The 14,568-nt window shown below is 58.3% G+C and carries 10 protein-coding genes; 6 read left to right on the top strand and 4 right to left on the bottom strand.

The window, feature by feature from the left end; translation table 11 throughout:
* Window positions 1–51 precede the first annotated feature (51 nt).
* The 4 genes from AC1MEM_RS18360 to AC1MEM_RS18345 all read right to left on the bottom strand — a co-directional run bounded on the left by AC1MEM_RS18360 (window position 52) and on the right by AC1MEM_RS18345 (window position 4,054).
* Window positions 52–387 carry a hypothetical protein gene (locus AC1MEM_RS18360; RefSeq protein ID WP_499472907.1) on the bottom strand — a complete coding sequence of 112 codons (336 nt, stop codon included), beginning with the start codon at window positions 385–387 and terminating at the stop codon, window positions 52–54.
* Between the two features lie 124 nt (window positions 388–511).
* Window positions 512–2,335: a putative bifunctional diguanylate cyclase/phosphodiesterase gene (locus tag AC1MEM_RS18355; protein WP_499472905.1), complete on the bottom strand. Its 1,824-nt coding sequence runs from the start codon at window positions 2,333–2,335 to the stop codon at window positions 512–514.
* A complete protein-coding gene (locus AC1MEM_RS18350; protein WP_499472903.1) occupies window positions 2,298–3,662 on the bottom strand; it encodes a sensor domain-containing diguanylate cyclase in 1,365 nt (454 codons plus the stop codon). The genes AC1MEM_RS18355 and AC1MEM_RS18350 overlap by 38 nt, the downstream gene beginning before the upstream one ends.
* Window positions 3,659–4,054 carry a PAS domain-containing protein gene (locus AC1MEM_RS18345; protein WP_499472901.1) on the bottom strand — a complete coding sequence of 132 codons (396 nt, stop codon included), beginning with the start codon at window positions 4,052–4,054 and terminating at the stop codon, window positions 3,659–3,661. Before AC1MEM_RS18345 ends, AC1MEM_RS18350 begins: the two co-directional genes overlap by 4 nt.
* A gap of 2,582 nt (window positions 4,055–6,636) precedes the next feature.
* On the opposite strand from AC1MEM_RS18345, the gene AC1MEM_RS18340 reads away from it, so the two are divergent.
* The 6 genes from AC1MEM_RS18340 to epsG all read left to right on the top strand — a co-directional run bounded on the left by AC1MEM_RS18340 (window position 6,637) and on the right by epsG (window position 14,564).
* A complete protein-coding gene (locus AC1MEM_RS18340; protein WP_499472899.1) occupies window positions 6,637–6,921 on the top strand; it encodes a hypothetical protein in 285 nt (94 codons plus the stop codon).
* A 499-nt stretch (window positions 6,922–7,420) separates the two neighbouring features.
* On the top strand, window positions 7,421–8,926 hold the full coding sequence (locus AC1MEM_RS18335; RefSeq protein WP_499472897.1) for an undecaprenyl-phosphate glucose phosphotransferase: 1,506 nt from the start codon (window positions 7,421–7,423) through the stop codon (window positions 8,924–8,926).
* Between the two features lie 337 nt (window positions 8,927–9,263).
* Window positions 9,264–10,493: an XrtB/PEP-CTERM-associated polysaccharide biosynthesis outer membrane protein EpsL gene (gene epsL, locus AC1MEM_RS18330; protein ID WP_499472895.1), complete on the top strand. Its 1,230-nt coding sequence runs from the start codon at window positions 9,264–9,266 to the stop codon at window positions 10,491–10,493.
* A 733-nt stretch (window positions 10,494–11,226) separates the two neighbouring features.
* A complete protein-coding gene (epsE, locus tag AC1MEM_RS18325; RefSeq protein WP_499472893.1) occupies window positions 11,227–12,027 on the top strand; it encodes a polysaccharide export protein EpsE in 801 nt (266 codons plus the stop codon).
* Window positions 12,028–12,228: 201 nt separating this feature from the next.
* Window positions 12,229–13,650: a chain length determinant protein EpsF gene (epsF, locus tag AC1MEM_RS18320; protein ID WP_499472892.1), complete on the top strand. Its 1,422-nt coding sequence runs from the start codon at window positions 12,229–12,231 to the stop codon at window positions 13,648–13,650.
* Window positions 13,647–14,564 (top strand): chain length determinant protein tyrosine kinase EpsG, encoded by a 918-nt coding sequence (gene epsG, locus AC1MEM_RS18315; protein ID WP_499472890.1) that lies wholly within the window; start codon window positions 13,647–13,649, stop codon window positions 14,562–14,564. The genes epsF and epsG overlap by 4 nt, the downstream gene beginning before the upstream one ends.
* Window positions 14,565–14,568 lie beyond the last annotated feature (4 nt).

The following is a 14,568-nucleotide window of genomic DNA, read 5'->3' as shown; positions in this document are numbered from 1 at the left end:
GGGCCGGCCCGCGGGCACGCTGGTAGCGTGCCGGACAAGACGCGATCAGGATCAGCGGCGGGTGCCGTCTGTGGTCGGGGTGGCGGTCGAGTCGGTCGTCCCCGTGGCGCCGGTGGTACCGGTCGTGCCGGTGGTACCAGCCGCGCCCGCAGTGCCATTGCCCCAGGCGCCGGCGGTGCCCGCAGGCGCGCCGGTCGTGCCGGTGGTCGGGGTGCTGCCGGTGGTGCCCGTGGTCGGGTTGCCGCGTTCGGTCATGGCGCCGCCGCTGCCGGTCGTGCCCATGGTGCTGGTGCCCGATGAGTTGTCCATGGAGTCGGTCGACTTGCAGCCGGCCAGTGCCAGGCCCATCGAGGCGGCGAGGAGAATGCTCAGGGTGGTTCGTTTCATATTCTTCCCTCCACATTGGTTCGAAGCCTTCATCATGCGAGCGCACGATTGGGGCCGCCATAGGAAGAAAGCGTCAATACGTGTAGGAGATGCCGGACAGTTAATGCCCGATCCTTACTGGAAGTCAGCAGCGCCCGTCGTGCGGCTGCGCGACTATCCACTCCACCAGCGCGTTCGACACCAGCGGCCGGCTGAAGAAATAGCCTTGTCCCTTGGCGCAGGACTGGGCGCGCACGGCGTCCAGCTGGGCTGCGGTCTCGATGCCCTCGGCCACCGTGTTCATGCCCAGGCTTTGCGCCACTTTGACCGTCGCCTCGATCAGCACCCGGTGGTGGTGGCTGGTGTCGGCCTTGCACACGAAGGAGCGGTCGATCTTGACGGTGTCGACCGGCAGCAGGTGCAGGCTCGACAGCGAGGAATAGCCGGTGCCGAAATCGTCCAGCGCAAGCTTGATGCCGAGGCCTTTCAGTTCGTGCAGGCACACCTGGATCTGCTCGTCCTGGGCGGCCAGGCTTTCGGTGACCTCGAGCTGCAGGCTCTCGGCCGGCATCCCGGTCTCGGCCAGGATGCTCGCCACTTTGGCCGTCCAGTCGGGCTGGGCCAGCTGGGCGCGCGACAGGTTCACGGCCATCAGGCGCGGCGCGGCTTCGCCCAGCTGCGCGCGCCAGCGCATGAAATCACGGCAGGAGCGTTCCAGCACGAAGTCGCCGATGCGGTCGATCAGCCCGCATTCCTCGGCCACGCCGATGAAGTCGAAGGGCGGCACCAGGCCGCGCGCCGGATGCTGCCAGCGCACCAGCGCCTCGACCCCGGCCGAGTAATCGGTCGAGCCGTCCGGGTTCAGGCCGACCACCGGCTGGTACATGACGAACAGCTGTTCCTCGGCCAGCGCCAGGCGCAGCTGGGCTTCGATGTCGGCGCGGCGGGCGGCGCGTTCGCGCATGTGCGCTTCGAACATCACGTGGCGCGCGCCGCCGGCGCGCTTGGCCTCGATCATGGCGATGCTGGCGTCGCCGATCACGTCGTCGGCGTCGCGGCCCGCGTCGACACTTCCATGCGCTCCACCGCAGAACACGCCGATGCTGGCGCGGCAGGCCACCTCGACGCCGTCGACATGGTGCGGCCTTGCCAGCGTATCGAGCAGGCGCAGCGCCAGGCGCTCGGCTTCGTCCGGATGGCGCAGGCCATCGAGCAGCACGACGAATTCGTCGCCGCCGACGCGCGCCACCAGTCCGGCGCCGCCGGCGGCCGGGTCGACGCGGCCATTGGCCGGCAGGCCGCCGGCGCGCATGCGGTCGGCCAGCGCGGCCAGCAGGCGGTCGCCGACGCTGGTGAGCAGCCGGTCGCCGGCCGCCTGGCCGAGGGTGTCGTTGACCTGGCGGAAGCGGTCGCAATTGAGGAAGAGCAGGGCGAAGCGTTCGTCGCCTGCTACCCGCCCGAGCATGCCGCGCAGCTGTTCGACGGCGGCGGCGCGGTTCGGCAGCCGGGTGAGCGCGTCGGTGCGCGCCGCGCTGCGCAGGCGCCGGCGCAGGTTTTCCTGCTCGCGCTGGATGTCGAAGGTGGCGTCGGTGATCGCCGCCATCAGGCGTTCCGGGTCGAGTTTCAGGAGGCTGATCGACAGTACCTGGGGCGCGCCAGGCGCGCTGTTGTCGGCGCCGAGCGGCACGCGCAGCGCTTCGCAGACCACGCCCGAGGGCTGGTCGAAGGCGGCCGCAAGCTGCTTCACCTCCGGCGCGACCGCGTCGAGCGTGTCGAACAAATTATCCAGCCCACCGTCGCGTGCGAGCGGCATCAGCAGGTTCGAGGCCATCGGATTGAGCATGTCGACGGCGCCTTTCAAATCGGTTTGCACCAGGCCGATCGGGGCGCGGTACAGGAACTGGACCAGGGTTTCGTAGGCGTCGATCTGCTCAACCTGCATTGCGGCTTCGCTGTGGAGTGTCTGCATGATGGTTCAATTCGTCGGTCCAGGCGGCGACGCGGTTGCGTCCCGCCGCCTTGGCCTGGTAAAGCGCCTCGTCGGCGCGCTTGATCAAAAGGTCGATGCCGACGGGGCCGGCGCCGGCATCGCTGTCGAGCACGGCGACGCCGGCGCTGACAGTGTAGGCGATTTCAAAGCCGTCCGCCGCCACGAGGCGGGTCGCCACAAGCGCGCGCAGGCGCTCGGCGCTGGCCAGCGCCTGCGCGATGCCGGTCGACGGCATCAGCACGGCGAATTCCTCGCCGCCCAGGCGCGCCACGGTATCGACGGCGCGGAAGCTGTCGCGCAGGGCCTTGGCCAGGTCGCACAGCACGCGGTCGCCGGCCGGGTGGCCGTAACGGTCGTTGACATGCTTGAAGTGGTCGGCGTCGAACACGATCAGGGCCAGCGCGCGCGGCGTGTGGGCGGCGCGCTCGAATCCGAGTTCGGCCGCCTCGAAGAAGGCGCGCCGGTTCGCCAGTTCGGTCAGGTGGTCGCAGAAGGCGGCCTGGCGCCGCTTTTCGGTGGCGGCGCGCTTGTCGCTGATGTCGCGCAGGATCAGGCAGTAAGCCGGTGCGGACGGATCGTCGCCGAAGGCTTCGCGGTCCGGCAAGGGCGCGATCAGGGCGCTGCACCAGTACTGGCTGCCGTCGGCGCGCAGGCGCAGGCCTTCGTCCATGCTCCAGCCGTTGTTGTCGGCTTCGCGCAGGCGGTCGAGCAGGTGTTCGCCTGTCATCGCGTCCGGCGGGTAGAAGATGGACCAGGGCGACCCGACGATGTGTTCACCAAAACCCGTCACGCGCGCGATGCTGTCGTTCCAGTCGCACAGGCGGCCCTGGCGGTCGATCGCGGCCAGCGCGTAGTCGCTGATGCGGGTCAGGATGGCGTTCAGCCAGGCATCGCTCTGGCGCAGTTGGCGTTCGCGCCGCACTTCCGCCGTCACGTCCTGGATCACGGCCATGACGCGCGCGGCGTCGAGTTTCAGCAGCGTCAGCGACAGGATCTGCGGCGTGCCGCGCCGGTCTTCGGCGCACAGGTGGATGTGCACACCTTCGAAGACCATGCCGTTGTTTTTCGGGTACTGCGCGCACTCCAGGCGCAGGCCGGGCGCCACGCCTTCGAGCGCGGTGAAGAGATTGGTCAGGCAGCCATCGGGCGACAGCGGCATCAGGAGCTGGGCCGAGATCGGGTTGATCATCACGATCTCGCCGTCGATGCCCGCCTGCACCAGGCCGACCGGCGCCAGGTAGAGGAACTGCATCAGCGCTTCGTGTTCGGCGCGCAGGCTCTCCATGCTGTCGGCGGCGTCGATCACCGGCGTTGCACCAGCACGTAACGCATACCCGGGGTGGCGCTGTTCGCGCCGGCGAGCAGGCGCAGCTTGACCTTCACCGGGCGCATGCGCAGGGTCAGCACGTAATCGATCGTATCGTCGAGCTCACTGGCGTCGTCGGCCGCGTCTTCGAAACGCTGGGCCACCATGAAATTGTTCATGCACGGCGCGACATTGGTGAACAGCGGCTCGCCGATCACGCGCTGCGGCGACAGGCCGGCGGCCTGGGATTCGACGGCGTTGTAGCGGCGGACGATGGTGTCGGCGTCGAAGGCGATCACGCCGAAGTCGAGGGTATCGAGCTGTTCGGGTTTGCTGGCGTCGAGGATGTCGGCCAGGCCGCGCGCGTCGAAAGAGGGGGATGTACTGGTCATGAGGGTCTCCGCCGCGTGGGCCGAATTGATGAATTTATTTGAGGAAACAAATGTTGGCATGCGCTCGTACAAGTGTCAATCGCCAGAGCTAGTCTGGGCCACAGTTTTAGCGCTGTTGACAGAAAAGGCTACCTGCCGCGCTATCGCCAGCCCTGATTCCTTTCGAAGGATCCAATCTCGCAGCGCACACGTACGGTAGTGTGAGGTTCAGGCGATGGCTGTCGGGCCGACGTCGCATTTTGTCCCTCGTTTCGGCGAATCGTGTTTCCGGCTTATGTGGTGCTGCTCCAAAGGGATCTACTCCGGCCCGGAGCGCTTCTCTCCGACGATTTGGCGAGCACAACTCACTCCGGCGCGTGGGTGCCTGTTCACTGTAGTCCCAGAGTACCTTGGTGGCTCGCTCCGCGCCTTTTCAAGGATGTAAATGGCTCAATTTTTGGCGGTTTGTTCGGGGCGACCGGCGAGCCTTAACAGGCTCCGGTCATCCCCACTTCTTGGGGCAAGGTTAACGAACATTTGATAGTCGGGCAAAACCGGATCGTCCGGTCACTGAAGGTTAAGGCGCATCCGCGCTAAACGTTAATCCGATCTTGCCAGCTCATTGCCGCATCGACCCATGTTCGGTTGATGTGGATAGCAGCGCTTGTCGCCATGATGTTGAAGGTGCAGGTAGACCGGAGAGGCGAGCGGGTTACCAACATGAACCTAAATGCCGTGGCCACGGCCGCGAGGAACCTGACAAGGGCGATAAACCGAGATTTTCACATATTGTTTAGCCGTCGGGCTAGGGTGTTGCACATTTGAAAAACAAATGTGCGGCTATCGCGGCTGGATTTAACGGAAGCAGGCAGGCGCGTGCAACCAATACTGTGCCGCGATTAACCCATCTTGAAATATAAAATAATTCCGGCCATAACTTCCCTCAGACATGATTCATAGCGTAGGAAATGTTGCGCCGCCAAGTTTCGGTAACAGAGGCGGTCTTTTCGTTCGCACCGCCAGATGGGATAACGCGTTCTAGCTTGCCAGCACGGCCGCATATGTGACGCTTTGGTTGCTCTTCGATAACAAAGCTCGTTTCCAGTACCAACATTAACGCGGCTCCCGATAAATGCGTGCATCCGAGTCGGCCGTAAGAAACATGCTTCAGAAAAATTTCGGGCTTGTCCCTTTCCGTCTGTCGCGCTACACGGCAAGCGCCGCGTTTGAGCAAAAAAGAGCGTACCCGTGGCGTTTAACACAATCGCCTCGACCTTTTTCGCGGCACAACAAGACTCACTAGTGCCGTGACTATCGCGATCGGCATCTTCGGGTTAGGTGCAGGCGACGGTGCAGTGACCGCATGAGCGAGCGGAGTCGGGCGAGGGTTTGTTCGCAATGGCACCCTGATGGCGTGGGCCATACTGAAGGCGGCCGGACGACCCGCAGGCCTGCTGCACTTGGTCGCGCACGGTCGGTGCAGGCCAGTTTCGTTAATACGAGTCGCTGCCGTCACTTACGTTCTTTTGTGTCGATTATCTTGCTGGAGATCGCCGTCGCGCCAATGGATGGGATCACTCGTGATTCACCGCCGAGCGTCAATAGTTCGCAAAGTGTTGCAGCGCCGTATCACAGATTGCGGATTTGTGAAAGGTAAGCGACGCGGCCATTTAACATACTTTGGTTTGTGAAACATAAAAACAATCCCAAGTCGCTAGGCAATTCTTGGCAGTTCCGAAGGCAGTTAGCGGAGTAATGGCGGGACCGGGGGCACGCCGAGGAGATGCTCAGCATAGCTCGGCTATTCGGGCGATTTAGAAGCCGAGCAGCCGACTGCGCTGCGACGTTCCACACGTTTCGCGAGCCTATCGTGATTCCCTAAGCCAGCAATCAATAATCACGATAGCCGGCTAAGCAGTACAAGCGTTGTTCTGACGTTCAAAATTTAACCGGGGCCCCACAATTAATATTGACAGTAATCTCAATTACCCGTAACTTTGGGTTCATAGAACAATGGCACTGGCCCAATGTGAATGCTCGGTGGAATCGATAGGAAAAGCAGAGTACCTGGGCGCAGAGTACGGTGACGTGGCTTTGATCAATCTTCAGCACAATGGGTACCGCCGGAGCTTTAGAGTACGAGACGCTACCAGTCTGTGCCCATAAACCTTCAGCGCTTTTTCGAAAAACGTCGGGGGGACCTGTAGTCGAAAAGGTGACGGCGTATCAGTGCGGGTGACTTGGGCAGGAAAGCGATGCGCCACGATGGTGAGAGCTAGCCGTGCCTGCACCTACGTGCGGTCACGCGCCGTCCGCTATGAGCTGCGATACCCACTTTGCATGGCGCATTAAAGCCGAGCCGACTAATCGTCGCCCAGGAAGCCCGAAAGGACGCCCGCGAAAAAATCTTTTGGACCTGCCTAAACCTTGATCGTTCCGAAGGCGTATTTGCGGCGAGTACGCATTTCTGTCTGACCTGTTGCACATAAAAAAAAGTTGAATAATGATAATTAATGTTGTGTTGTTGAAACTGCGACCGAAAAATCTTTGCGTTTTTTAGTTTGCGCCATTGACGCACTTCCATCCATTTACTAGGGGCTATCATGAAGTACAGCAAACTCTTCTTTGGCGCCGTGCTCATGGCGTCCGCGACAGTCGCACTTGCGGGTAATACGCCACCACCTGAAACCGAACTTCCCGCGCGGAACAGCGTCTGCATGGGCGGTTTTGGGAACACTATTGCCACCGTAGGTGGGTCTTTCCTGAGTACGCATACGCTTGCCCGTCAAGCGATGTCGAGCCTTGCCGCGGAGCCGACTATCGACCGTCCCGTCCTTGCTGAAACAAGCCATTCGGGCGGTGGCAATCTCAACGTCGCTCTGCCCTAGGCTAGAAAGCTGGGCCACGATGGCCTCCGGTATCTCTGCCTTAGCTTTTGTCGCTTGTCGTCGCAAGCAACGCGCACAAAAGCCTGGCGCTGCGCCTCGCTAACCGTTCGGCGCGGCCACCAAAAGGTGGTCGTACCAAGCTCTCGTGTCGATGCTTGTCGAGCGAAAGGACGGGGGCCTGCTGCACATAGCCACGCATTTCCACCGAACCTGCGCGTTATTGCGCGATCGGGTCCCAACGCGCGTATCCAGCGGTCAAAGTGCTATCGCGGCGCCGTCATCCCGGTTTTGAAACGGATTGTGCAGGCCGATCAGGAGCTTAGTCTGCGTGTTTGTATCAAAAGGTTCTTATTTAAGAATCTTTATGGGAAAGAACGTTCTCGTTCGCACTTTTTCACCTGTGGTTTGACGGAACCAGACGCATAAGCCTACCCGCCGGCACCGGCAGTGCCGCAACGGAAGGGCGATTCCAACTGATTGACGAACACGAGTATGCAAAATGAATAACTCTGAGTCGACTATTAATTCTGATGACGAGGAAATGCTATTGCCGCAAACTAAAGGGAGCGAGTTCGGCTTCGTGTCTCGGGAGCGCGCAGCTCAACGTTTGAGGAAATACCGTCTCTCGTACATTCTGAACGCGTTGAAATTTGCCGATATTGCTGCACTTCTGGCTGCCGGATTTGGCGGGTATGTGCTCCGTTTTGGGTTTACGGCGACGATGACCTCGTCTGACCACTTATTCATATACCTGAGCACTATCGTCACGACCGTGTCACTGCATGTCGTGCACGCATATTGTATTCGCTCACTTCCTTCCCTCTACTCCCTTCTAAGCACATTATTGATTGGGAGCGCGGGTGCGCTGTCGGTGATCCTGGTCTGCGGTTATCTTTCAGGGACACTGCACTTTTTTTCTCGGGTCTGGTTGGTATTCAGCGCAACGGGTTCCCTGATCTTGTTGTTCCTGAACCGGGCAGCCGTTACGCGCGTACTGCACTACGCTGGACAGGTGGGCCTGCTGAACGAATCCATTGTCGTAGTCGGCGCGAACGCATGCGCCGAGATGACGATTGATGCTATCAGCAATCATCAGCGTTCGAACATCAAAGTCCTCGGGGTGTTCGACGACCGCATAGGGCGGGAAATGCCAGCTTCGCTGCGTCCGCAAATGTTGGGGTCAACTAACTCTTTACTTAACTACATCCGCAGCAACCATGTGGATCGGGTCGTCGTAACCCTCCCGTGGATCGCGTCCGATCGTGTCGAGGCGCTGCTGAGGAAAGTGCGCACCGTGCCCGTCCGCATTGACTTGGTGCCGAACAATGTGGTCTGGCAGTTTCCCGGCATCAGCACGGAGCGTCTGGCCACCGTGCCCGTATTGACAGTAGCAAATGGGCGCGTCGATGAGCAAATGGGCACTGTAAAGCGAGTGGAAGACCTTGTTATTTCTAGCCTTCTGCTGATCATGATCAGCCCTCTGATGTTGATGGTCGCTCTATTAATCAAGATGGATAGCAGGGGGCCGGTCATCTTTAAGCAGCGCCGCCACGGTTTTAACAATCAAGTCTTCGAAATCTACAAATTCCGGTCAATGACGGAGAACGATTTCGACAGCAAAGCGGTTGTACAGGCAACCCGCAACGACCGCCGTGTTACCCGTGTTGGCAAATTCCTGCGCCGCAGTAGCCTGGACGAACTGCCGCAACTGTTCAATGTGATATCCGGGCAAATGTCCATCGTCGGGCCACGCCCGCACGCCGTGCAGCACAACGCGGCATATGGCGCGATCATCTCCGAATACTTCGCCCGCCATAACGTTAAGCCAGGCATCACCGGATGGGCTCAAATCAACGGGCTACGTGGCGAAACCGATACTCCGGAAAAGATGCGCCGTCGGGTCGAACATGATCTCCATTATATCGAGAACTGGTCACTATTGCTGGATCTAAAAATTATTTTATTGACGTCATTTGCTGTCTGGTTTCAAGCGAGCGCTTATTAACGCCGGTTTCGTTGGCGCCCCGTGGCGGCCGATCTCAGACAAGGGTTAACTTTGGAAGCGCCGAGCCAGGGATCTCGGGGAGAAACCTGCATTGCCACCTATCGAAGCCGCGCCTGTAGGTCGCATGCCAGATTTCGAGACGATGTCCGAAAATTCACGGTCCGGGCCACCTCAGGTCAGATCTCGCGCTTGCACGATGACCATTTGGCAAACCCGCAAGCGCCGTATTCGACTTGGAACTCGTATGCAAGAACAATGGACAAACAAATTTTTTTCACGGGCAATACCGCGGTCCGGAATCCTCCATGTTCAATGGTGGCGTTGGCGAAGAACTTTAATGCATAAGCGGACGTCCCTCATATCGAAGCAATTGCCAAGTATTGCTGCGCCGCTGCTTACTCTGGGGGGTGGTTTCGCCGCTCCTGCCCACGCCCAATTTGACGGTCAGGTTTTACGGCCATTCCTGACGCTATCGGGCTCGTACGACTCGAACGTTCTGGGTTTGTCGAGTGCCGATGACGCGACCGCGGCCACGGGGTCCCGAATAATGTCAGATAAGACACGTACGTTGGGTGGCGGACTAATATTTGCGCGGTCCTTCGGCCGCCAGTTTGTTACCGCCAACGTTTCATCAAATCAGGTACGTTTTGACCGCTTTTCTCAACTCAATTACGACGGTAGCAATGTGAGCCTGGAGTGGGCATGGCGTCTAGGGAGCACATGGGAGGGGAAATTGGGCTTCGGCCGCATCGTTAGCCTTGCGCCATTTACCGACTACCACCAACTGGAACGGAATATAAGCGCGTCGAACCATCGGTACTTTTCGGGCGCATTACGCATCCGCCCTGACTGGCGCATCCGCGCTGTGCTGACCCGTTACGGGATTGATTACAGTGCCCATTTGCAGAGTGCATACGACCGCTTTGAAAACCACGGTGAAGTGGGAGTCGACTATATAAGCCGGGCCGGTAACACGATTAGCATTCAACGGCGAACAATCGAAGGCATCCAGCCGAAGCAGTTACTTGGCTCGTATCAGCAGCCGAATAGTTACCGACAAGACCAATTAGAAGTGAAAGGGCACTGGGCAGTTAGTGGGTCGACAAGTGCCGACTTTGTCGGAGGCCGGGTGTCTCGTACTCATGCGGCGAATCCTGAGCGCAACTTTCACGCCTCTAACGGTCGAATGACCGCCAGTGTTCTGCTGAACGGACGTAGCGCAATCACGGGCGCTGCATGGCGCGAGACCGGTATGTTTGACGAACTATCGACAACATATTCGACAAATCGTGGGCTGAGCCTAGCTCTTCGGTGGTCAGCTACCGATAAGACATCAGTCGAAGCGTCTGTTCGGCGAGAGCACCGTGACTTTAGTTTAGCCCCCCAGGTTGCTTTCTCGAGGGAATATCGGGATGTCCTCCATACAGCGCAATTAACAATTACCTATTCGCCAACGCGGCATATTAATGTTCAGCTGACGGCAGTCACTGGGGGGAAGATTGTCGCCAATGGTATAGGCGGGTACGCCCACCGTGGGGCGAATCTGAGTACACGTTACCAGTTTTAAAATTCTGAATCGCTCAGTTCTGTCAGGAAAGTATAAGATGTGATGCTTAACAATAAGCAGTCGACTGAATTTCAGATTTACGCTGTTATCGTGGTTTTGCACCGATGAAGCATTGCCCCCAAGCAGCTAACCTTGAATATTGCATGCGATTGTGCGGCACTTAAGACACCTAAGAGAAGGGATCTCGAAAAAAGTGGGATCTTGCGTTAAAATGTGGGCGGCCTAGCTCTGTGTTTGGTCAACTCAAAGGGGGAGATCAAACGAATTAGGCATTACCGATATATTCCAGCTAGACAGGCCAATGCAGTACTCAATGGCGCCGCCGTGCTACAGTTACCGCGGCACTCGCGTGCTCACAGGTCGTTGGGATACTACAAATTTCGCCTATGGTGTTTGGGTGCGAGCGCTAAACTCATTGTTAGATTTTTCATGCAGCGAGGAATTGCCCTTTGAAATTGAGGAATGCATTTATAAATTCGACGTGACCGGGTTTTTGGTTTACGCTCATGAGATAGTGAGAGCATAGTACGTACGGGCGTCGACGTGAGCTAGGTTCGGTGCGACATCGTGATTTAAGATTCGTTGCAGGAATGTTCAGGTCAGCGCTTTCCGGAGGCAGAGGACGTAGAGAGTTGCCGAAAGGGCGAAATCCAGTCAGCTTTCGCATCACTTGTTGATGCAGGCAGCGCTGCTAGTGGTATTCATCAGTCATTGCATGATCGGTAGGAGTGATATGAAGGCATGGATCACACAGATGGGCGCATACACGTTCGCGGTTGCGTTAGCGTTATTTGCTGGGATTGCTTCCGGCCAAGACATGGCATTGGGAGTAGGCGATGTCATCCATGTTCAGGTATTCGGGAATCCAGACCTGACGCTGGAGACGCGTGTTGGCGAAGCTGGAAATATCTCCTACCCGCTGATAGGTGAGGTGAAAGTGGCTGGCTTGGGTACTGCAGCTGCGGAGAAAAAAATTTCCACCGCTTTGCGCACTGGCGGTTTCGTGCACAATCCGCAGGTAACGATTACGGTGGCGCAATTTCAGAGCCGCCAAATTTCAGTGTTGGGTGACGTCAACCGGCCGGGGCGCTATCCACTCGAGACCCGGAGAACATTGGTAGATGTGCTGGCGCTGGCTGGTGGGGTCAGCCAGGAAGGTGGTGAAATTGTACAGTTGCTGCATACAGCAGATGGTAAGACAACTCGGACGACTGTTGACCTGCCGGCTATGATGAGTTCGGGTGCATTGGACCAAAACGTGGTGGTCGCAAGCGGGGACGTAATTTACGTCGAGCGCGCTAAGAAATTTTATATTTATGGCGAAGTCCAACGCCCAGGCGCATATCGTCTGGAGCGCAACATGACCGTTATTCAGGCGCTAGCGGCTGGTGGCGGACTAACGCCGCGGGGCACCGAGCGCGGTATTCGTATCAAACGTCGCGGCGCGACCGGCGGCATCCAGGTCATCGAAGCCGCGCAGGAGTCCCCCGTGTTAGTGGACGACGTCGTCTATGTAAAAGAGTCGTGGTTCTAACGATCCTTCGCAACGCAGCAGCCCAATTAGGAAATTGGCAGTGAATACCGCACGAATACGAATTCCAGCGAAATTCGAACAACCGATCCTCGATGGCGCGCGTAGTTTGACTTGCAGAAAGCCGGCTTTTAGCTGCGCACAGGTTCAGCTAGTCTCTTTCGTCCAAACTATTCTCGCGGGCCCTATAAAGGCACAGCTTCCATGAACCTGTCGCAGTTAATTTTAATTCTCAATGCGCGACGGAGGATGGTTGTGTTGACCGTCGTCCTCACGATAATTATTACGACGGCCGCCACTCTGGTTATGCCCAAGAGTTACGAGGCCAGCACCACTCTAGTTCTCAACTTCAAGGGGACAGACGCGGTAACGGGCGCGATTGCGCCGTCGGCGCTCGCGCTGACCTACCTGTCCACTCAAACGGACATTATCCAGAGCAAAAACGTGGCGCTGCGGGTGGTGGATCGGCTGAACCTGGCTAAAAATCCAACGGTTAAGCGCGACTTCCTCGAGGCAAACCAAGGAGAAGGCGATGTCCGCGACTGGCTTGCGGGCCTGCTCCTCAAGAAGCTTAGAGTGAATCCTGCGCGTGACAGCATGGTCGTCGAAATTGTCGTCAAGGGTAGCACGCCTGAGTTCGCTGTCGCCGCGGCAAACGCCTTCGCATTTGAATATCAGGAAACAGCCGTGCAGTTGCGGGCTCAGCCGTTGATCGCTGCCTCGGCTTACTTCAACGAACAAATTAAAAGCCTCGGGAGCGGTATTGAAGCCGCCCAGGCCAAACTGTCCAAGTATCAGCAGGAAAAGGGGTTGGTGAGCGTCGATAACCGCCTGGATGTCGAAACGGCACGACTGAATGAGTTATCGAGCCAACTCCTCGTTGTCCAAAACCAGCTAATGGAAGCGTCGTCGAGGCAAAGCCAGGGCCAAGGCGCGCACGCGTCGGAATCGCCAGATGTAGTGAGCAATCCGCTCGTTCAAAACCTAAAGGTATCTTTGGCTATCGCCGAGTCAAAATTTTCCGAGGTTTCTGAACGACTGGACGTGAATCATCCGACCTACCGGTCCAGCCGGGCCGAGGTGAATAAGCTCCGCCTCGAATTGCAAAAACATATTGCCTCTACGGCTGGAAGCCTGGCTTCAAACTCACGTATTCTGCAGCGCCGCGAAGCAGAACTGCGCGCCGCACTTGATACGCAAAAGGCGAAAGTGCTCGAACTCAACCGTGCACGCAATGAACTCACAGTAATGATGAAAGAAGTGGAGAGCGCTCAGCGGGCCTATGATCTGACCACGCAGCGTCTCGCCCAGACCAACCTGGAAGGGCAGTCGAACCAGACCGACGTCGCGATCTTAAGCCCGGCCGTGCCGCCTCTCGGGCCCTCCAGCCCGAATTTGCCACTGAATATGACATTATCGACCTTCCTGGGCACACTGCTGGGTGTTGCAAGCGCTATTGCGCTCGAACTGGCTAACCGCTTGACCCGTGGCCCGGCCGACCTTAGCGAGGTTCTTGGCATTCCTGTACTTGCCATACTGCGCAAAGACCGCCCAAAGCACAAGTGGTACATGCTTGGTAACACGGTACCGTCAATTAATCACGCGGCATCGAGGGGAGAGAAATGAGTTCGGAAATCGTCGAGCGCAAGGTGTTGCCCGCAAAGGCCCGCGAACTTACCACCGCTGAGCGCCCGGTAGCGGTTGCGAAACCTCGCGAACCAAACATTGGACAGATGCTTCTCGACGCGGGAAAGATTCGCCCCGAGGACGCAGAGCGTGTGCTATATGCGCAGCGTGAACGCGGATTGCGGTTTGGAGAAGCTGCCGTAGCGCTGGGACTTGTGACCGAAGCGGACATTCAGCAGGTCATTGCTCGCCAGTTTCATTACCCCTATCTTCTCCCTGGGGAAGGTTCATATCCCAATGACTTGGTGGCCGCATATGAGCCTTTCTCCGCCGATGTGGAAGCGTTGCGCGCCCTTCGCACCCAGCTGATCCTCCGCTGGTTTGCACAAGGGCATAAATCACTCGTCCTTCTGTCGCTCGACAGGGGGGCAGGTGTCAGCCATGTGGCCGCCAACCTTGCAGTAGTATTTTCACAGCTGGGTGAGCGTACCTTACTGGTGGACGGTAACATGCGTGCCCCAAGGCAGCACGCTATCTTCAACCTTTCCGGAAGGGCCGGGTTTTCTGACGTACTTGCCGAGCGCAGCGGGGCTGAGGCAATTGCTCAGATCAATTCGTTTCTGTCGCTCAGCGTTTTTCCTGCCGGCACGAGGGTACCCAACCCGCAAGAGTTGCTCAACCGTCCAAGTTTTACAGCGCTCGCCGACAAGCTTGAGCTCAGCTATGACACCGTACTTTATGATGTGCCCGCTTTTTCGGAGGGCGCCGATGCGTTGACGCTTGCAGCTAAAGTCGGAGGCGTGCTCGTGGTCGCTCGTAAGGACGTGACGAAAATTGACGGCTTGGCCGACATGTGTAAACAGTTGTCGCGCACTGGTGCCACGATCGTCGGTTCAGTACTCGTCGACTTTTAAGTTG

Source organism: Telluria sp. AIW5 (assembly GCF_056680575.1).
Note: the sequence above shows the minus strand (reverse complement) of the source record. Positions and strands in the feature narration are given on the sequence as shown.

Excerpts from the sequence above, each read along its gene's own strand:
- epsE (WP_499472893.1), top strand. The coding sequence starts at position 11,227 with ATGAAGGCATGGATCACACAGATGGGCGCATACACGTTCGCGGTTGCG.
- AC1MEM_RS18360 (WP_499472907.1), bottom strand. The coding sequence starts at position 387 with ATGAAACGAACCACCCTGAGCATTCTCCTCGCCGCCTCGATGGGCCTG.
- AC1MEM_RS18340 (WP_499472899.1), top strand. The coding sequence starts at position 6,637 with ATGAAGTACAGCAAACTCTTCTTTGGCGCCGTGCTCATGGCGTCCGCG.
- epsG (WP_499472890.1), top strand. The coding sequence starts at position 13,647 with ATGAGTTCGGAAATCGTCGAGCGCAAGGTGTTGCCCGCAAAGGCCCGC.
- AC1MEM_RS18345 (WP_499472901.1), bottom strand. The coding sequence starts at position 4,054 with ATGACCAGTACATCCCCCTCTTTCGACGCGCGCGGCCTGGCCGACATC.
- AC1MEM_RS18335 (WP_499472897.1), top strand. The coding sequence starts at position 7,421 with ATGAATAACTCTGAGTCGACTATTAATTCTGATGACGAGGAAATGCTA.
- epsF (WP_499472892.1), top strand. The coding sequence starts at position 12,229 with ATGAACCTGTCGCAGTTAATTTTAATTCTCAATGCGCGACGGAGGATG.
- AC1MEM_RS18355 (WP_499472905.1), bottom strand. The coding sequence starts at position 2,335 with ATGCAGACACTCCACAGCGAAGCCGCAATGCAGGTTGAGCAGATCGAC.
- epsL (WP_499472895.1), top strand. The coding sequence starts at position 9,264 with ATGCATAAGCGGACGTCCCTCATATCGAAGCAATTGCCAAGTATTGCT.